An 18892-nucleotide genomic window follows, 5' to 3' on the forward strand; every position below is an offset into this window, starting at 1 on the left:
GCAGGAGTGTAGCGCAGTGGGCGGGAGGCCCCAAACCCTGGCAGTCACAAAGAGTGACAAGCCGTGCATTCGTAACCGAATTTTTAGAAGTGCCCCGAAACGGCTGGCGGCTCTATAATGCTCGGCAGTTTTTCGTCCTTCGTACAGGTATCCCCTATGAAACGTCCAAGTGGTCGCGCTGCCGATCAGCTCCGCTCGATCCGCATCACCCGCAACTACACCAAACACGCCGAGGGATCTGTACTGGTCGAGTTTGGCGATACCAAGGTTATCTGCACCGTCAGCGTCGAAAACGGCGTGCCGCGTTTCCTCAAAGGCCAGGGCCAGGGTTGGTTGACCGCTGAATACGGCATGCTGCCGCGTGCTACCGGCGAACGTAACCAGCGTGAAGCCAGCCGTGGCAAGCAAGGCGGCCGCACCTTGGAAATCCAGCGCCTGATCGGCCGTTCGCTGCGCGCAGCGTTGGACATGTCCAAGCTGGGCGACGTGACCCTGTACGTCGACTGCGACGTGATCCAGGCCGACGGCGGCACCCGCACCGCGTCCATCACCGGCGCCATGGTGGCCTTGGTTGACGCGCTGAAAGTGATCAAGAAGCGCGGCGGCCTGAAGGGCGGCGATCCGCTCAAGCAAATGATCGCCGCCGTTTCGGTCGGCATGTACCAGGGCGAGCCTGTACTGGACCTGGACTACCTGGAAGACTCGGCCGCCGAGACCGACCTGAACGTGGTGATGACCAGCACCGGTGGTTTCATCGAAGTGCAGGGCACTGCCGAAGGCGCGCCGTTCCAGCCGGCTGAGCTGAATGCGATGCTGGCCCTGGCCCAGAAAGGCATGACCGAAATTTTCGAACTGCAAAACGCCGCACTGGCTGACTAAGCCGGTCTCGAGGAGAAGCGCCATGAGTGACAGCCAGTTGCCGGTTCCGGCACCGTCCAAGGAAGTACGCCAGTGGGCAATGTTGTGTCACTTCGCGGCGTTCCTGGGGTTGGTGTTCCCCTTCGGTAGCCTGATAGGGCCGCTGATCCTGTGGCAGGTCAAGAAGGATGTGGACCCGCTCATTGATGACCAGGGCAAGGAAGCACTCAACTTCCAGATCACCGTGGCGATTGCCTGGCTGGTGTGCATCGTGCTGGGGTTCGTGGTGATCGGTTGGTTGCTGATGACCGTATTGGTGATTGGCGCCCTGGTACTGACCATTATTGCCGGCATCAAGGCCAACAAGGGTATTGCCTATCGCTACCCGTGGACGTTGCGCCTGATCAAATAATGAACACGCACAAAAAAACCGACATCGCTGTCGGTTTTTTTGTGCCTGGAGAAAGACCTCAGATGGTCAATGTCCAGTCGTAGTCCACGATCAGTGGCGCATGCTGCGAGAAGCGTGGCTGACGCGGCAGGCGTGCACTGCGGACAAACCGGCGCAAGCCAGGCGTCAGCAACTGGTAGTCGAAGCGCCAACCCAGGTTGAGCATCTCGGCCTGTTCGTTATCCGGCCACCAACTGTACTGGTCACCTTCGCGGCTGACTTCGCGCAGGGCATCGACATAACCCATGTTGCCGACAATCTCGTCCATCCAGGCGCGTTCCGGCGCCAGGAAGCCCGGGGATTGCTGGCTGTCGCGCCAGTTCTTGATATCCAGCTTCTGTTGCGCCACGTACAGCGAGCCACAATAAATGTACTCGCGACGCTTGCGTCGCTGTTTGTCCAGATAACGGGCGAAATCGTCCATTAGCTTGAACTTCTGGTTCAAGTCTTCATCGCCGTTCTGCCCCGAAGGAAGCAGCAAGGTCGCGATGCTGACCTTGTCGAAATCGGCTTGCAGGTAGCGCCCGTAGCGGTCGGCTGTCTCGAAGCCGAGGCCGCTGATGACCGCCTTGGGTTGCAACCGCGAGTACAAAGCCACGCCACCTTGGGTGGGCACTTCGGCATCGCAGGCATAAAGGAAGTAGCCATCCAGTTGGAAGGCTGGGTCGTCCAGTTCAAAGGCGGAGGCGCGGGTGTCCTGCAGGCAGATGACGTCGGCATTCTGTGCTTGCAGCCAACTGAGCAAACCACGCTCGACTGCAGCCTGAATACCATTAACGTTCACACTGATGATCCGCATAAATGGCCCCAAAAATCGCGTGCGTGTATGATACACGCCGTCCACCTAATTAGCTAAATCCGTGGTATCTGAGGCTTTTTTCATGCAGGCGTATCAACGCGATTTCATTCGTTTTGCCATCGATCGCGGCGTTTTGCGCTTCGGTGAGTTCACTCTCAAGTCCGGGCGCACCAGCCCGTACTTCTTCAATGCGGGCTTGTTCAACTCAGGCTCGGCGCTGGCTCAGCTCGGTCGTTTCTACGCGGCTGCCATCGTTGAAAGCGGTATTCCCTTCGACGTACTGTTTGGCCCAGCCTACAAGGGCATTCCCTTGGCCGCCGCGACAGCAGTGGCCCTGGCGGAACATCACGGAAAGGATTTGCCGTGGTGCTTCAACCGTAAGGAAGCCAAGGCCCACGGCGAAGGCGGTAGCCTGGTCGGGGCTCCACTCAAAGGCGAAGTGCTGATCATCGACGACGTGATCACCGCCGGCACCGCTATCCGTGAGGTGATGCAGATCATCGCTTCCCAGGACGGCGCCAAGGCCGCCGGTGTACTGATCGCGCTGAACCGCCAGGAGCGCGGCAACGGTGAGTTGTCGGCAATCCAGGAAGTAGAGCGCGATTTCGGTATTCCGGTGGTGAGCATCGTGTCGCTGAACCAGGTATTGCAGTTCCTGGAAGACGACCCGCAGCTCAAGCAGCACCTGCCGGCGGTCAAGGCATACCGCGAGCAGTTCGGCGTTCAGTAATTGCAATAAAAAAGGCCCCATTCAATTCAATTGAGTGGGGCCTTTTTTCAGATCGGGCTTCGGTGGGCTGTTACTCACGCAGTCGTAAGGCGCGCAATAAAGCGTCAATTTGCCCGAAAGCGTCTTGTTGCCATTGGTCCGGTGTGCGATCTCCAAGTATTTGGCTGTCTTCGACGAATCGTCTTACGGCAGTCGGGCCATAGCCTTCGACGATATCAAACTTTTCGCCGATGAACTGAAATCCTTGCTCTCCACTCCCGGTTTCAAGTACTGATCGACATTCCTCTGCAAGCGCTTGCATGCCACCCGGGAAATTACGGACGCAGTAGTAGATGTCATATGCGTCCTTCTGTTTATGCCTTCCGTTTAGGGCGTATCCCTTCATCGCTAGCAGGGCGGGGATCGAGCACACAGCGACCTCGACACGATTTTTGCCACCCGTGGGCATGGGGCCTGCAATGGCAACCATTTGATAGACGCGCAAGGCACCGCTCCACCTATTACTGCAAACTTGCCCTTGAAGGAACCAAGGATCTGACCGATCTCGATTAATACCGCCTTCACAGCAGCTGTTGTTCTGTCGTCATAATCTGAGGCGGATTGAGGTTCTTGAGGGATTAACGAGACCATGTCAGTTTTTCCTGTCGTAGATATTCGGCAGCTTCCTTTCCACGCTCTCCTGCAACCGATAGATCTAGATAGGTCTGAACTGGGCTGGTGCACAGGGCGCCCGGTGCGGGTTCAGCGGTGTCCAGTAGGAGTCCTTCGTCCTTGGGTAAAGTGATCACAACGTTCTCGCCCTTTGATGCAGGAACCCACTGGAGTGCTTTAACCAGTCTCTCTAGTCCTCAATGTCGGCATAAAAGTAATTCGTGCTGATGCGGGCGTAGGGTGCGAGCCATTGAGCGGCAGAAAAGGACGAAAAAAGCGCGTGTCCGCCGCTCTTTTCTCCAATAGCGGTGCGCGCGGCATTTTCTAATGCACTGCCATGTAAGGTGGTATAGAAGCTCTTACGCTCTCCTGATGGAGGCTCGTATGTTTCGGCCCATGCATCCAGAAGCGCTTGAGGATCGGATAGACATACACCGTCATTTGTCGTTCTTGCCCATTCTCGATTCAGCAGTGCTGTGCGGACATTGCTTACTTGACCCAGGCTCACCCCGGCGGCTTCGCACAGTTCTACCACCCGCCAGGCTCGATCCGGATCCCGAAGCATCGTGCGTATGATCTGCGCTGATTTCGGTTTGAAGAAAGACTTAAGCTCCCTGTGCTCCGAGAGCGGCTTGTCAGCTACCTGGTGATCAATGAATACACCATCGAACGAGATCCAGGCATTACCTTCCAAGTCCAAATATCCCACACCCTTTTCCCGACACAGTTGTCTGGCTACGGGTGAAAGATAGGGGGCTACCACGATAGGCGTAGCCTCTGGCCTTTGCTCACTTACATAGTCGCGAAGCTGAAGTATGGCCGCGTTTATGAATCTGGGCTGGCCATTTGCTTTTACCTCACACACCAGGGGGCGTGATTTCCCTGCTGCGTTAATCTCGATAATGAAGTCGGGAGTCCAGCCTTTTGAAGGCGGCGTAGATTTGAGGCTTTTAATCTCTAGAATCGGTATTTTGCTCAGGAGGCTTCGCAGCGCATCTCTAGAGTGAATTTCGAGTTCTTTCATTGATTAGGCCCTTTTCAGCGAATGTTGAAAGGCCCACTCATGCTGAAAAAACCGCGTTTTTCGTGATCATTGTTGGAGGTCGCGTTTCCATTGCGCATAAAAAACCGCAGATTCTACTGCGCCTGACGAAGGTTCCGTACATGGGTACGTATTGTCGTAGGCGCCGTAAAAAACTGCGGTCTTTTGGTGCTTTATAAATCAGGGGCGCTTGCGGTTACTGATCAGCGTACCTACACCCGTATCGGTGAAGATTTCCAGCAGGATCGCGTTCGGAACCCGGCCATCCAGGATCAACGAACTGCCGACGCCGCCTTGCACGGCTTCCAGCGCGCAGCGGATCTTCGGCAGCATGCCGCCGTAGATAGTGCCGTCGGCGATCAGGTCGTCCACTTGTTGGGTGGTCAGGCCGGTCAACACCTTGCCTTCCTTGTCCATCAAGCCTGCGATGTTGGTCAGCAGCATCAGCTTCTCGGCCTTCAGGGCTTCGGCTACTTTGCCTGCCACCAGGTCGGCATTGATGTTGTAGGACTCACCGTTGGCGCCCACGCCGATTGGCGCGATCACCGGGATGAAATCGCCCTTGACCAATAGGTTCAGCAAGTCGGTGTTGATACCGATCACTTCGCCTACCTGGCCGATGTCGATGATTTCCGGCTGGGTCATTTCCGGGGTCTTGCGGGTCACGGTGAGCTTCTTCGCACGGATCAGCTCGGCGTCCTTGCCGGTCAGGCCGATGGCGCTGCCGCCATGGCGGTTGATCAGGTTGACGATGTCTTTGTTGACCTGGCCGCCAAGGACCATTTCCACCACGTCCATGGTCTGCGCGTCAGTGACACGCATGCCATCGATGAAGTGACTCTCGATCGACAAGCGCTTGAGCAGGTCGCCGATTTGCGGGCCACCACCGTGGACCACCACCGGGTTGATCCCCACGGCTTTCATCAGCACGATGTCGCGGGCAAAGCCGGTTTTCAGCTCGTCGCTTTCCATGGCATTGCCGCCGTACTTGATCACCAGTGTCTTGCCGACGTAGCGTCGAATATAAGGCAACGCTTCGGAAAGGACCTTGGCGGTATTGGCAGCGGCTTCGCGTTCGAGGGTCATTCAGGGCTCCGGTGCAAAAAATCAGAACGGTAATTGGAGATCAGGGGCAACACGTTTCAACTGGACGTGGAACACGTCCTTGATGCGCTGCAACTCAGCCTCGGTATCCGCCTCGAAGCGCAGTACCAGCACCGGTGTGGTGTTGGACGCGCGAACCAGGCCCCAGCCTTTGGCGTAATCGACTCGCACACCATCAATGGTGGTCAGGTTGGCGCCTTCACCCCATTGCGCATCGTGCAGTGCGTCAATGATGCTGAATTTGCTCTCCTCGGTCACATGGATATTGATCTCTGGCGTAGAAATATCATTCGGGAAGGTCTCAAACAGCCCCTGCGCGGTGGATTTTTCCTTGCTGAGGATCTCCAGCAGACGAGCGGCGCTGTAAATGCCGTCGTCAAACCCGAACCAGCGTTCCTTGAAGAATACGTGGCCGCTCATTTCGCCGGCCAACAGGGCGCCGGTTTCCTTCATTTTCTTTTTGATCAACGAGTGGCCGGTCTTCCACATTAGCGGACGGCCACCGTACTCCTTGATCAGTGGTGTCAGGCGGCGAGTGCATTTCACATCGAAGATGATTTCGGCGTTGGCATTGCGTGCTACCACGTCGCGGGCGAACAGCATCAGCAGGCGGTCCGGGAACACGATCTCGCCGGTTTCGGTCACTACGCCCACGCGGTCGCCGTCCCCATCGAAGGCCAGGCCCACGTCGGCGCCCACTTCCTTGACCTTGGCGATCAGGTCCACCAGGTTTTCAGGCTTGCCCGGGTCCGGGTGGTGGTTGGGGAAGTGGCCGTCGACCTCGCAGAACAGCGGGATCACTTCACAGTTCAGGGCTTCGAGCAGTTGCGGGGCGATCACGCCGGCCGCGCCGTTGCCGCAGTCCACCACGACTTTCAGGCGGCGTGCGAGTTTGACGTCACGGGTAATCTCGTCGGAGTAGCGCGCAAGAATGTCGACCTTGGTGATGCTGCCAGTGCCGCTGGTCAGGTCGTTGGTCTTGAGGCGGGTATGCAGGGCCTGGATCTGTTCGTTGGCCAGGGTGTCGCCCGCGATGACGATCTTGAAGCCGTTGTAGTCCGACGGGTTGTGACTGCCGGTGAGCATCACCCCGGATTTGCCGGCCAGTACGTTGGCGGCGTAGTACAGCGCCGGCGTCGGCACCAGGCCGACGTCGCTGACGTGGCAGCCGCTATCGGCCAGGCCCTGGATCAGTTGCTCCACCAGTTCCGGGCCGGACAGGCGGCCGTCGCGGCCAACCGAAACGTTGGGTTCGCCTTGGGCCAGGCTCTGCGAGCCGATGGCGCGGCCAATCCAGTAGGCGGTTTCGGCGGTCAAGGTCTTGGGTACTACGCCGCGAATGTCGTAGGCGCGGAAGATACTGTCGGGAAAGGTCGGGGCTACTCGGGCTGCGGTACTCATCGCGGGGGGAAACTCCATCTGAAGGGGGCAAGGCTGGCCTGAATGTGGCTGGCCGGCGGGCTCAAACTGAAGGGTATGACGGCGTTTTCGGCAGAGAGTTCGTGGTGCAAAAGTGCCACTGGGGCCTGGGCTCCAGCCTTGTTGTTGCGTAATGCATTGATTTCACTGGTGAAATCTCGCATGTGAGGTTCGCGCATTCTTCATCCTGAAATGCCATGCGGTGGCATCAGGCCGGACAGGGGCGCCCGACCTGATTCAGCTTAGTCAGTGGCTGCCAGAATGCCCAAAACCGCCTGCGCCGCGTTGGGTCTCATCAAATTCCTGTACCAGTTCGAAGTGCGCCTGCACCACTGGCACCAGGACGAGCTGGGCGATGCGTTCGCCGACGGCAATGTTGAACGCGGTCTGGCCACGGTTCCAGCACGACACCATCAGTTCGCCCTGGTAGTCGGAGTCGATCAGGCCCACCAGGTTGCCCAGCACGATGCCATGTTTGTGGCCCAGGCCGGAGCGCGGCAGGATCAGCGCCGCCAAGCCCGGGTCGCCGACGTAGATCGACAAGCCCGTGGGGATCAGGATGGTCTGGCCCGGCTCAAGAACAGTGTCCTCTTTGAGCATGGCGCGCAGGTCAAGGCCGGCGGAGCCTGGTGTGGCGTAGGCCGGCAGGGGGAATTCGCTGCCGATGCGGGGGTCGAGGATCTTGGCTTGCAAAGCGTGCATGGGAAATTAAACCTGGTTCAGCCGTTGGGCGATAAAAGAGATCAGTTGGCGGGCAATCTTGCCTTTGCTGGTCTGGGCGAAAAGGGTGGCGTGCAGCTCGCGGTCGATCACGCTGCAGGCGTTTTCCTCGCTGTTGAAGCCGATGCTCGGGTTGGCGACATCATTGGCGACGATCAAGTCGAGGTTTTTGTCTTTCAATTTGCGCGCAGCGTAGTCCAGCAGGTGCTCGGTCTCGGCGGCAAAACCGACGCTGAACGGGCGGTCCGGGCGCGTGGCGATGGTGGCCAGGATGTCCGGGTTGCGCACCATTTGCAGGAGCAGGCCGTCGCCGCTCGTAGGGTCTTTCTTGAGCTTTTGCGGGGCGACCACTTCCGGGCGGTAGTCTGCAACCGCTGCCGAGGCGATAAACAGATCGCAGGGAATAGCCGCTTCACAGGCCGCCAGCATGTCCCGGGCGCTGACTACGTCGATGCGCGTGACGCGATCAGGGGTCGGCAAATGCACCGGGCCGGTGATCAGGGTGACGCGTGCGCCTGCCTCGACCGCCGCTTCAGCCAGGGCAAAGCCCATTTTTCCTGAGCTATGGTTGGTGATGTAGCGCACCGGGTCGATGTTTTCCTGGGTCGGGCCGGCGGTGATCAGCACATGCTTGCCGGTCAGGGCCAGGTGCTGGAAGCACTCGGCGGCGCACTGCGCCAGGTCGGTGGCCTCGAGCATGCGGCCCATGCCAACGTCGCCGCAAGCCTGGCTGCCGGAAGCGGGGCCGAATACTTTGAGGCCACGGCTTTGCAGGAGTTGTGTATTGGCCTGGGTAGCCGGGTCGCGCCACATGGCCTGGTTCATGGCCGGGGCGATGGCGACGGTGGCGTCGGTGGCCAGTACCAGGGTGGTCAGCAGGTCATCGGCGATACCTTGAGCCAGGCGGGCGATCAGGTCGGCGGTAGCCGGTGCGATCAGTACCAGGTCGGCCCATTTGGCCAGTTCGATATGGCCCATGGCAGCTTCGGCGGCCGGGTCAAGCAGGTCCAGGTGAACCGGGTGGCCGGACAGGGCCTGCATGGTCAGCGGGGTGATGAACTCACTGCCACCGCGGGTCATGACCACGCGCACTTCGGCGCCCTGGTCCAGGAGCCTGCGAACCAGCTCTGCGCTCTTGTAGGCGGCAATGCCGCCGCCGACGCCGAGAACGATGCGTTTCCGATACAGACGCTGCATTGGTTTGCCTTTCCAGTTCAGTGATGCCAGTTCAGTGACGCCTGCGATGACCCCTCCCCAGGTGAAATCGCAGGCAAAAAAGAGGGCTTAAGATAACACAGCGACCGCCGGGCAACAGCGACTCGCATACACACGGAGGTGGGATGAGTATTCGTGATTGGCCCGTGGCGGAGCGTCCACGGGAGAAGCTTTTGGAATGGGGCGCGGCGAGTTTGTCCGACGCCGAACTATTGGCGATCTTCCTGCGTACTGGCGTTTCCGGGCGCAGCGCGGTGGATCTTGCGCGCCATCTGTTGACGCAATTCGGTGGCCTTCGCCCACTGTTGGAGGCCTGCCAGACGCTGTTCAGCCAACATTTGGGGCTGGGGCCAGCGAAGTTTGCCCAACTGCAGGCTGTGCTGGAAATGTCCCGGCGCCATTTGGCCGAACGCGTGCGGGCTGACTCGGTGCTGGAGAGCCCGCTGGCCGTGCGCGAATACCTCAAGGCGCTGTTGCGTCATGAGCCTCATGAGACCTTCGGTTGCCTGTTTCTTGACTCAAAGCATCGGGTGCTTGGGTTCGAGGCGCTGTTCCAGGGCACCATTTACGCCGCGATCGTTTATCCGCGGCAAGTGGTCAAGCGTGCCTTGGCCTACAACGCGGCGGCGTTGATTTTGTGCCACAACCATCCTTCCGGAAGCGCGGAGCCCAGTGCGGCTGATCGAAAATTGACCAAGCTGCTGCAAAAGGCGCTGGAAGTCGTGGATGTGCGGGTACTGGACCACATCATCGTCGGGGACGGTGATCCACTGTCGATGGCTGAATATGGATGGTTGTAGAAAGAGGGGCAGCGGCAAGTTTTGAGCTGCAAGCCTCAAGTGGGCTTGCAGCGTGCAACTTGGGGTTAGGGCTTGATGCTGACTTTCGAATAATCCTGCCGTCCAAACGGGCTGACCTGGTAGCCCTCGACATCCTTGCGTGTCAAGGCAAACGCCGTCGGATGCGCCAGGGGCAGCCACAGTGCCTGCTGCTGGATCTGCGCCTGGGCCTGTTGGTACAACTTGCTGCGAACCCCTTGCTCGCTGGTGGTCTTGCCAGCGCGGATCAGCTTGTCCAGCGCGGGGTCGCAGTAGCGAGCGAAGTTGGTGCCGGACTTCACCGCTGCGCAGGAAAACTGCGGGGTCAGGAAGTTGTCCGGGTCGCCGTTGTCGCCAGCCCACCCCATGAACAGCAGGTCGTGCTCACCGGCCTTGGCCCGGCGAATCAACTCGCCCCACTCGATCACGCGGATCTCGGCCTGTATGCCAACCTTGGCCAGGTCGGCCTGCAGCAGTTGGGCGCCGAGGTTTGGGTTGGGATTTAGCAGGCTACCGGTCGGACGAGTCCAGATAGTCGTCTTGAAACCGTCCTTGAACCCGGCGCGTTCCAGCAACGCTTTGGCCTTGGTGAGGTCCTGTGGATAACCTGGCAAGTCCTTGGCGTAACTCCAGGTATTCGGCGGATAAACACCATTGGCGGCTTCGGCAGTGCCTTCAAATACCGCCTTGAGGTAGCTGTCCTTGTCGAAGGCCAGGTTGATCGCTTGGCGTACTTCGGGCTTGTCCAGCGGTGGGTGTTGGCTGTTGATGGCGACGAATGCGGTCATGAAGGCGGCGGTTTTTTCCACCTTCAAGGCAGGATCTTTTTCGGCTTCGCCCACGTCAAGGGGCTTGGGCGACAGGGCGATCTGGCATTCGTCGCGGTGCAGTTTCTGCAGGCGTACGTTGGCATCCGGCGTGATGGCGAAGATCAAGTTATCCACAGCCGGTTTGCCGGCGAAATAGTCCGGGTTGGCCTTGTAGCGCACCACGGCATCTTTCTGGAAACGCACGAAAACGAAAGGGCCTGTGCCGATTGGCTGGCTATTGAGCTTTTCGGGGGTGCCGGCCTTGAGCAGCTTGTCGGCATATTCAGCCGGGTAGATCGAGGCAAAGCCCATGCTCAGCGCCGGCAGGAAAGTGGAGTCGGCGTGGTCGAGGGTGAAGCGCACGGTCAGCGGATCAAGGGCGTCGATCTTATTGATCAGCGCCGGCAACTGCAGAGACTGGGCGTGAGGGAATCCGCTCTGGGCGATCTTGTGCCATGGGTTGGCCGGGTCGAGCATGCGCTCGAAACTGAAGCGCACGTCTTCGGCGGTGAGGGTGCGGCTTGGAGTGAAATAGTCAGTGCGGTGGAATTTCACGTCAGGGTGCAGCTTGAAGGTGTACGTCAGGCCATCGGGTGAAACTTCCCAGCTGTCTGCGAGGCTTGGTATCAATTTGCCGCTAGCTGCGTCAAAGTCCACCAGGCGGTTCATCAGCACGTCCGCCGAGGCGTTGGTGGTGGTCAGCGAGTTGTATTGCACCACATCGAACCCTTCGGGGCTGGCCTCGGTGCATACGCTCAAGCTGGTGGCGGCAACGGCCATCGGCGCGATAAAGAGAGGGGCAAGCAATAGCGGTAGGGCTGCGAGGCGCATATTCGGTTTCCTGTGCAGATCGAAGGCCCATCTGCGAGTGCAGTCTGGAAAAAGCCTACCGTAGTGGTCTGGTTGATAAATGACTAGCCCATTTTTGCCTGTGCTTTTGGTGCAAATGCTGTTTTGATGGCGTCTCAGCGCGTTTCGCCGTGCACTTCCCCGTGCTCGCGAGCGCCGTAAATCATTCTGTGCGACGAGCGGTCGGCTGTTGTAGCGGCCCCTCCTGGCAGTGGTTCAGGCGTCTGTCGGCGAGATTTACGCGTGTAAAAATACACGGCCTGTTGTTGCACTGGGGTCTTTCTGGTATAAAGCAGCGCTCTTTTCTAGGGGCCCGGTTCCTTCGCTTGTAGGTGTAGCCGGTAAGACCCTAAAGAAACGCGGCGCCTGGCGCCAAATGACTGAGAGATTAAGCGGCCAACCCATGCCGGGTTGGGCATGTGGTTTTAGAGGGCTGAGGCATGTCGAGAGTCTGTCAAGTTACCGGTAAGGGTCCGGTGACTGGGAATAACATTTCCCACGCAAATAACAAAACCCGTCGTCGTTTCCTGCCGAACCTGCAGCATCACCGCTTCTGGGTTGAAGAAGAGAAACGTTTTGTTCGCCTGCGTGTATCTGCCAAAGGCATGCGTATCATCGACAAGCGTGGCATCACTGTCGTGCTGGCCGAAATCCGCGCCGCTGGCAAGATCTAAGGAGCTCTATCATGCGTGAATTGATTCGAATGATCTCTAGCGCCGGTACTGGTCACTTCTACACTACCGACAAGAACAAGCGTACTACCCCGGACAAGCTCGAAAAGAAAATGTTCGACCCGCGCGTTCGCAAGCACGTGATCTACAAAGAAGGCAAAATCAAGTAATTGATTTTCTTCCTTGTGAAAAAAAGCCCGTATCTCACGATCCGGGCTTTTTTTTGCCTTCGATTTGCTGATCAAGCTTTCTGTTCGAACACCACGTAGATCTTGCGGCACGCTTGCAGCACTTCCCAGGTGCCGCTGAAGCCGGCGGGGATCACGAAGCGGTCGCCGGCGCGCAAGGTCTTGGCGTTGCCGTCGGCATCGCGCAGCACCGAAACACCCTGCACGATCTCGCAGTACTCATGTTCGGTGTAGTTGACCTTCCACTGCCCGACTTCACCTTCCCAGACCCCTGCACTCATCTGGCCGCACGGACTGTTGTAGTGGTTGTAGATCGTTTGCTCGGGATCGCCCTTGAGGATTTTTTCGGCGGCAGGGCGGTAGCGGTCGGGCGCGGTGCTGGCTTGGCTGAAGTCGACGATGTCCTGGATGCTCATGTGCGGTTCCCGTCTGGCCTGCGGTTGGAGAGCCCAAAGTCTATGTTTATTAAAATGAACATCGCAAGGGCGTTTGCCGCCGTTATGTCAAATATATTGAAACATCCCCGGCCGCTGGTTTAGGGTGGCAGCTGCCTTGAGCCGAACAGCAGGCTGGCCGGGCAAGAATTCTTTGAGGCTGCCGGGGGACATCACCTGGCCCTTGTATTCAATAAGAGGAGGACACTCGCATGACCACCCTGACCCGTGCCGACTGGGAACAACGCGCCAAGGATCTGAAGATCGAAGGCCGCGCCTATATCAATGGCGAATACACCGCCGCCGCTTCCGGTAACACCTTCGAATGCATCAGCCCGGTCGATGGCCGTCTGCTGGCTACCGTCGCCAGCTGTGACGCCGCCGACGCCCAGCGTGCCGTAGAAAACGCCCGCGCTACCTTCAATTCCGGTGTCTGGTCGCGCCTGGCGCCGGCCAAGCGCAAAGCCGCCATGATCCGTTTCGCCGCACTGCTCAAGGCCAATGCCGAAGAGCTGGCGCTGCTGGAAACCCTGGACATGGGCAAGCCGATCAGCGACTCCCTGGGCATTGACGTGCCCGGCGCGGCGCAAGCCTTGAGCTGGAGCGGCGAGGCGATCGACAAGATCTACGACGAAGTCGCGGCCACCCCGCACGATCAACTGGGCCTGGTGACCCGTGAACCCGTGGGGGTTGTCGGCGCTATCGTGCCGTGGAACTTCCCGCTCATGATGGCCTGCTGGAAACTCGGCCCCGCGCTGTCGACCGGTAACTCGGTGATTCTCAAGCCGTCCGAAAAGTCCCCGCTGACCGCCATCCGCATTGCGGCCCTGGCGGTTGAAGCCGGTATTCCAAAAGGCGTGTTCAACGTGCTGCCAGGCTACGGGCACACCGTGGGTAACGCGCTGGCGTTGCACATGGATGTCGACACCCTGGTGTTTACCGGCTCCACCAAGATCGCCAAGCAACTGTTGATCCGCTCCGGCGAATCGAACATGAAGCGCGTCTGGCTGGAAGCGGGCGGCAAAAGCCCGAACATCGTGTTTGCCGACGCTCCGGACCTGCAAGCTGCCGCCGAGTCCGCCGCCGGCGCCATTGCCTTCAACCAGGGCGAAGTCTGCACCGCGGGTTCGCGCCTGCTGGTAGAGCGCTCGATCAAGGACACATTCCTGCCACTGGTGATCGAGGCCCTCAAAGGCTGGAAGCCGGGCAACCCGCTGGACCCCGCCACCACTGTGGGGGCGCTGGTGGACACTCAGCAGATGAACACCGTGCTGTCGTACATCGAGGCTGGCCATGCTGACGGTGCCAAGCTGGTGGCCGGCGGCAAGCGTACTCTGGAAGACACGGGCGGGACTTACGTGGAACCGACGATCTTCGACGGCGTGACCAACGCCATGAAGATTGCCCAGGAAGAGATCTTTGGCCCAGTGCTGTCGGTGATCACCTTCGACAGCGCTGAAGAGGCCATCGCCATCGCCAACGACACCCAATACGGGCTGGCTGCCGCAGTGTGGACGGCGGATATCTCCAAGGCGCACCTGACTGCCAAGGCCCTGCGTGCCGGTAGCGTGTGGGTGAACCAGTACGACGGCGGTGACATGACTGCGCCGTTTGGCGGTTTCAAACAGTCGGGCAATGGTCGCGACAAGTCGCTGCATGCGTTCGACAAGTACACCGAGCTGAAGGCGACCTGGATCAAGCTGTAAGCAGCACCGCTGATCCCCTGTAGGAGCGAGCTTGCTCGCGAAAAGCGTCAACGATACGCGTGAACTCCAGTTAAACGCGGTGTCCTTGAGTTCTTCGCGAGCGAGCTCGCTCCTACAGTTCGTTTGCAGCGCTGAAAATAATCCTCCACAGGAGCGTGGAAATGCGTTGGGCGACTTATTTCGCCGTCCTGGCCTCGGTGCTCAGCGTTGGCCTGGCGCTGGGTGTCAGCATGCCGCTGGTGTCCTTGCGGCTGGAAGGTTGGGGCTACGGCAGTTTCGCCATTGGCGTGATGGCTGCGATGCCGGCGTTTGGCGTGCTGTTGGGGGCCAAGGTCTCCAGCCGAATGGCCTCTTGGCTCGGTACCGCCCACTTGATGCGCCTGTGCCTGTGGGCCGGTGCCGTGTCCATCGGCTTGCTGGCGATCCTGCCCAGCTACCCGGTGTGGTTGGTGCTGCGGCTGATGATCGGGGTGATCCTGACCATCGTGTTTATTCTTGGCGAAAGCTGGATCAATCAATTGGTGGTGGAGCAGTGGCGTGGCCGACTGGTGGCGTTGTATGGCTGCAGTTACGCCTTGAGCCAACTGTCGGGGCCCTTACTGCTGGGGCTGATCGGCACCGATCATGACTACGGTTTCTGGGTGGGTGTGGGCCTGCTGATGGTGGCTCCGTTGTTGCTGCTGAGGCGTTCTGGTGCACCGACCGCGGAGTCCTTCAGCGTCACCTTTGGTGACCTGTGGCGCTTCTGTTTGAGCCTGCCGGCGATTGCCTGGGCAGTGGCGCTTTTTGCCGCGTTCGAAGCGATGATTCTGACGCTGTTGCCGGTGTACTGCCTGCAACAGGGTTTCACTGCCGAGATCGCCTTGGCGATGGTCAGTACGGTGGTGGTCGGTGATGCGCTGCTGCAATTGCCTATCGGTGCCTTGGCCGACTACCTGCCGCGACGCACGCTGTTCCTGGGGTGCGCGCTGCTGTTGCTGGCGTCGAGCCTGGCGATTGCGCCGTTGATGCACACCCCGCTGATCTGGCCGGTATGGGTGGTGTTCGGTGCCAGTGCGGGAGGGTTGTTTACCCTGTCGTTGATCTTGATTGGCGAACGCTACCGTGACGACGCATTGGTGCGTGCCAATGCCCATGTGGCGCAGCTGTGGGGTATCGGATGCCTGATCGGGCCGCTCGTGGCGGGTGCAGGCAGCCAGTGGATCAGTGGGCATGCGCTACCGTGGCTGATGGCCGCCGGGGCGTCTGGGTTGGTGGTGCTGTTGCTGCGCCAAGGGGCGTTTGGCGCAGCACAAACAGCCTAGAGCATGCGCTCCAGGCCGACGGTGGTGGCGAACCAGGCATTGAACCGTCGCCACCAACTGCCTGGCTCTTGGGTCAGGGTATGTAACTGGCCGTTATCTTCAGTGAGCCACACCACTTGGCCATCGCGCAGTTTCGCTTCATAGCTCAAGGCCGGTGACATGCCCTCCAGTGCCAGGTTACGTACGTGCTCCGCCAGCTCGGGGCTGTCCACCAGTACGCCGACTTCGGTGTTCCACAGCACTGATCGCGGGTCGAAATTGAACGAGCCAATAAACGACTTTTCGCGATCAAAGATCATCGCCTTGCTGTGCAGGCTGGAGTCCGAACCGTGGAAGCTGCCTCGACGAAACAGATGCGGGCCGCTGCCGCCTCCGGCGTCCCCCGGTTGGCGGCGCAACTCGTAGAGTTTGACCCCGTGCTCCAGCAACGCCTTGCGGTAGGGCGCGTAACCGCCGTGCACGGCCGGTACATCGGTAGCTTCCAGGGAGTTGGTCAGCAGGCTCACCGATACGCCTGCGTCGGCGCGCCCGGTCAGATACACAAGCCCGGGTTGCCCCGGTACGAAGTACGCCGAGATCATCATCAACTCATGGTTGACGCCCTGTAGCTCCGGCGCCAGTTGGGTGGTCAGCAGCAGGCGAGGGTCTGGATCGGCCTTGGCCAATACCTTGCTCGGCGCGTCCCACAGCGCCTGGTTCCAGGCCCAGATCAGCTCACGGCGCCAGGTGTCCATGTGTGGTTGGGTCTGGTAGGTGCGCAAGCGGTTGTACAAGGCGTGATGCTGCTGGCGCGATTCGGCCAGCGAATCGTGCAGGCGAGTGCGCGCGGCGGCCAGGTCGCCTTTGGAGGGCTTGCTTGAGATGAAGTCATCGATGGGCTTGCTCAGGGCGCTGTTCCAGTATTGATCGAAGCTGTGGCCCAACTGCTCGGCTACCGGCCCGACGCTGAGCATGTCGATATCGGTGAAGTTCAGGTTGGGTTCGGCGTCGAAATACTCATCCCCCAGGTTGCGCCCGCCAACGATCGCCGCGCTGTTATCCGCCAGCCACAGTTTGTTGTGCATGCGCCGGTGTTGCAGCGACAGGTTGAACACGCGGCCCATGGCGCGCGTGACGCCCGTGCTGCGCCCAAGATGCAGGGGGTTGAACAGGCGAATTTCGATCTTGGGGTGGGCGGCGAGGGTGGCGATGATCTGGTCAAGGCCGTCGCTGGTGGTGTCGTCCAGCAGGATCCGGATACGCACCCCACGGTCGGCGGCCTTGAGCAGTTCATCTACCAGCATCCGGGTGCTGATGCCGTCATGCACGATGTAGTACTGCAGGTCGAGGCTGGTCTGGGCGTTGCGGATCAGCTCGGCACGGGCCATGAAGGCTTCGCTGCTATTGGGCAGCAAGCGGAAGCCGGAGCGTCCCTGATACGGCGCCGCCTGGGTCTGGATCGAGCGGCCGAACGACGACTGTGCCGCTGGCAGGGCGTCGCTGGGGATACGTGGGTTGTCGACCGTAGCGCAGCCACCCAGGGCCAATGCGCCTAACAGCAAAAACGGTAAGAGCCGTCGAATCATCAAGGAAACTGCTTCCGGATCAGGGCGGTTGTCGGCATATGACGGCAATGGCTCGGGAAAGGTCAGTCGTCGGTCTCGGCCAGCATTTTACTCGCGGTGGCACCGACCTTGCGCACGGCTTCTTCAATCTGCGGCGTTGGCTTGGCTCCGTAGTTCATGCGCAGGCAATTACGGTATTTGCCGGACGCGGAAAAGATACTGCCTACGGCCACCTGGACGCCTTGCTCCACCAGAGCACGATTGAGTTTCAATGTGTCGAAACCATCAGGCAGCTCTATCCATAGCATAAAGCTGCCCTGCGGCCGGCTGGCACGCGTCCCGGCCGGGAAGTAGCGGCTGACCCAGTCGAGCATCAAGTCGCGATTACGCTGGTATTGCGTGCGCATCCTGCGCAAATGGGGCTCGAAGTGACCGCCCTTGAGGAACTCGGCAATCGCGATCTGCGGCTGTGTGGCGGTAGAGCCGGTGCTGATGTATTTCATGTGCAGCACCCGCTCCAGGTACCGACCCGGTGCGACCCAGCCAATGCGCAGGCCAGGCGCCAAGGTTTTTGAGAACGAGCTGCACAGCAATACGCGGCCATCTTCGTCGAACGATTTGATGGTGCGCGGGCGCGGGTAGCTGTAGGCCAGTTCGCCATACACATCGTCTTCGATAATTGCCACGTCAAAGCGCTGAGCCAGGGTCAGCAGTGCGCGCTTGCGCGCCTCGGGCATGATGTAACCCAGGGGGTTATTGCAGTTTGGGGTGAGTTGAATGACTTTGACCGGCCACTGTTCCAACGCCAGCTCCAGGGCTTCCAGGCTGATGCCGGTGAGCGGGTCGGTGGGGATTTCCAGGGCTTTCATGCCCAGGCCCTTGAGGGTTTGCATGGCCCCGTGGAAGCTGGGCGAATCCACCGCGACGATGTCGCCGGGCTCACAGATTGCGTGGATGCTGGCGGACAGTGCCTCATGGCAGCCCGTAGTCACTACAATGTCTTCGGCGCTCAATTGGCAGCCGGAATCCAATGACAGTCGAGCGATTTGTTCACGTAGCTCCATACAGCCGAGGATGTTGTCGTAATACAGCCCTGGCAGATCCTGGCGCCGGCTTACACGTGCCAGGCTGCGCAGCAGGGGCTTGAGGGTGGGTGATAATACATCCGGCATGCCACGCCCCATCTGTATGACATCTTTGCGCGGCACCGCGCGAATCAGCTCCAGCACTTGGTCCCACTGGGAGATTTCTACCGGCCGCTGCGCGGGGCGCCCCACCTCGGGCAGTGCCGGCAACTCGCGGCCAACAGGCACAAAATAGCCGGACTTAGGCTTGGGCGTCGCCAGGCCGTTATCCTCCAGCAGTCGATAAGCCTGCTGCACAGTGCTCAGGCTAACCCCATGCTCCACACTCAATGCCCGCACTGAGGGCAACCGATCTCCAGGGCGATAGAAGCCTTGTTCGATGCGAGTGCCCAGCAATTCGGCGAGGTTGACGTAGAGCGTCATGACAGTTGCTCCTGAGAGACCAGTACAGATAGAGGCAAAATACAGGATTCAGGCGTCCAGAGTCAGTGTCTG

The 18892-nt window shown here is 59.7% G+C and carries 18 protein-coding genes and 1 pseudogene; 8 read left to right on the forward strand and 11 right to left on the reverse strand.

All coding sequences use genetic code 11. The features are described 5' to 3' along the window. The first annotated feature begins 156 nt into the window (after nucleotides 1-156). Nucleotides 157-879, forward strand: coding sequence for a ribonuclease PH (rph, locus tag M5B43_RS01445; protein WP_016975928.1), 723 nt, complete (start codon nucleotides 157-159; stop codon nucleotides 877-879). Between the two features lie 22 nt (nucleotides 880-901). Beyond that, nucleotides 902-1270, forward strand: coding sequence for a DUF4870 domain-containing protein (locus M5B43_RS01450; RefSeq protein ID WP_248748461.1), 369 nt, complete (start codon nucleotides 902-904; stop codon nucleotides 1268-1270). Nucleotides 1271-1328: 58 nt separating this feature from the next. Here the strand turns inward: M5B43_RS01450 and M5B43_RS01455 are convergent, their stop codons facing one another. Next, the gene (locus M5B43_RS01455; RefSeq protein ID WP_003195493.1) at nucleotides 1329-2108 is read right to left on the reverse strand and encodes an exodeoxyribonuclease III; all 780 of its coding nucleotides are present in this window, start codon (nucleotides 2106-2108) and stop codon (nucleotides 1329-1331) included. Nucleotides 2109-2190: 82 nt separating this feature from the next. On the opposite strand from M5B43_RS01455, the gene pyrE reads away from it, so the two are divergent. After that, complete coding sequence (gene pyrE / locus M5B43_RS01460; RefSeq protein ID WP_248748462.1) at nucleotides 2191-2838, forward strand: orotate phosphoribosyltransferase; 648 nt, start codon at nucleotides 2191-2193, stop codon at nucleotides 2836-2838. Nucleotides 2839-2908: 70 nt separating this feature from the next. Here the strand turns inward: pyrE and M5B43_RS01465 are convergent, their stop codons facing one another. From M5B43_RS01465 to coaBC, 6 genes and pseudogenes are all read right to left on the reverse strand, one after another. Beyond that, nucleotides 2909-3322 carry a hypothetical protein gene (locus M5B43_RS01465; protein ID WP_248748463.1) on the reverse strand — a complete coding sequence of 138 codons (414 nt, stop codon included), beginning with the start codon at nucleotides 3320-3322 and terminating at the stop codon, nucleotides 2909-2911. 357 nt (nucleotides 3323-3679) lie between these two features. After that, nucleotides 3680-4513: a hypothetical protein gene (locus tag M5B43_RS01470; protein ID WP_248748464.1), complete on the reverse strand. Its 834-nt coding sequence runs from the start codon at nucleotides 4511-4513 to the stop codon at nucleotides 3680-3682. Nucleotides 4514-4711: 198 nt separating this feature from the next. Next, complete coding sequence (gene argB / locus M5B43_RS01475) at nucleotides 4712-5617, reverse strand: acetylglutamate kinase (protein ID WP_003213275.1); 906 nt, start codon at nucleotides 5615-5617, stop codon at nucleotides 4712-4714. 21 nt (nucleotides 5618-5638) lie between these two features. Next, nucleotides 5639-7060: pseudogene (locus M5B43_RS01480) on the reverse strand (phosphomannomutase/phosphoglucomutase); the annotation flags it as partial. 240 nt (nucleotides 7061-7300) lie between these two features. Then, entirely contained in the window at nucleotides 7301-7756 is a 456-nt protein-coding gene (gene dut, locus M5B43_RS01485; RefSeq protein WP_248748465.1) for a dUTP diphosphatase, read from the reverse strand. 6 nt (nucleotides 7757-7762) lie between these two features. Further along, entirely contained in the window at nucleotides 7763-8971 is a 1209-nt protein-coding gene (gene coaBC, locus M5B43_RS01490) for a bifunctional phosphopantothenoylcysteine decarboxylase/phosphopantothenate--cysteine ligase CoaBC (RefSeq protein WP_043048060.1), read from the reverse strand. Between the two features lie 143 nt (nucleotides 8972-9114). Between coaBC and radC the strand changes: the two genes are divergently transcribed. Beyond that, on the forward strand, nucleotides 9115-9789 hold the full coding sequence (gene radC, locus M5B43_RS01495) for a DNA repair protein RadC (protein WP_248748466.1): 675 nt from the start codon (nucleotides 9115-9117) through the stop codon (nucleotides 9787-9789). Nucleotides 9790-9854: 65 nt separating this feature from the next. On the opposite strand, the gene M5B43_RS01500 is transcribed toward radC, so the two are convergent. After that, on the reverse strand, nucleotides 9855-11447 hold the full coding sequence (locus M5B43_RS01500; RefSeq protein ID WP_248748467.1) for an ABC transporter substrate-binding protein: 1593 nt from the start codon (nucleotides 11445-11447) through the stop codon (nucleotides 9855-9857). 458 nt (nucleotides 11448-11905) lie between these two features. Between M5B43_RS01500 and rpmB the strand changes: the two genes are divergently transcribed. Beyond that, nucleotides 11906-12139 carry a 50S ribosomal protein L28 gene (rpmB, locus tag M5B43_RS01505; RefSeq protein WP_003176907.1) on the forward strand — a complete coding sequence of 78 codons (234 nt, stop codon included), beginning with the start codon at nucleotides 11906-11908 and terminating at the stop codon, nucleotides 12137-12139. 11 nt (nucleotides 12140-12150) lie between these two features. Continuing rightward, complete coding sequence (rpmG, locus tag M5B43_RS01510) at nucleotides 12151-12306, forward strand: 50S ribosomal protein L33 (protein WP_003176906.1); 156 nt, start codon at nucleotides 12151-12153, stop codon at nucleotides 12304-12306. A gap of 71 nt (nucleotides 12307-12377) precedes the next feature. Here the strand turns inward: rpmG and M5B43_RS01515 are convergent, their stop codons facing one another. Further along, the gene (locus tag M5B43_RS01515) at nucleotides 12378-12740 is read right to left on the reverse strand and encodes a cupin domain-containing protein (protein WP_248748468.1); all 363 of its coding nucleotides are present in this window, start codon (nucleotides 12738-12740) and stop codon (nucleotides 12378-12380) included. Between the two features lie 230 nt (nucleotides 12741-12970). Here M5B43_RS01515 and M5B43_RS01520 point away from each other — a divergent pair, with 230 nt between their 5' ends. Both M5B43_RS01520 and M5B43_RS01525 read left to right on the forward strand, forming a co-directional pair. Beyond that, nucleotides 12971-14464 carry an aldehyde dehydrogenase gene (locus tag M5B43_RS01520; protein WP_248748469.1) on the forward strand — a complete coding sequence of 498 codons (1494 nt, stop codon included), beginning with the start codon at nucleotides 12971-12973 and terminating at the stop codon, nucleotides 14462-14464. 161 nt (nucleotides 14465-14625) lie between these two features. Further along, nucleotides 14626-15768 carry an MFS transporter gene (locus tag M5B43_RS01525; RefSeq protein ID WP_248748470.1) on the forward strand — a complete coding sequence of 381 codons (1143 nt, stop codon included), beginning with the start codon at nucleotides 14626-14628 and terminating at the stop codon, nucleotides 15766-15768. Here M5B43_RS01525 and M5B43_RS01530 read toward each other — a convergent pair. Continuing rightward, nucleotides 15765-17333: a phospholipase D family protein gene (locus tag M5B43_RS01530; protein WP_248748471.1), complete on the reverse strand. Its 1569-nt coding sequence runs from the start codon at nucleotides 17331-17333 to the stop codon at nucleotides 15765-15767. The genes M5B43_RS01525 and M5B43_RS01530 overlap by 4 nt on opposite strands. 62 nt (nucleotides 17334-17395) lie before the next feature. Then, complete coding sequence (locus M5B43_RS01535) at nucleotides 17396-18820, reverse strand: PLP-dependent aminotransferase family protein (RefSeq protein WP_248748472.1); 1425 nt, start codon at nucleotides 18818-18820, stop codon at nucleotides 17396-17398. Nucleotides 18821-18892: the final 72 nt, after the last annotated feature.

It is taken from the genome of Pseudomonas sp. MWU15-20650 (assembly GCF_023242475.1).
In the GTDB taxonomy this organism is placed as follows: domain Bacteria; phylum Pseudomonadota; class Gammaproteobacteria; order Pseudomonadales; family Pseudomonadaceae; genus Aquipseudomonas.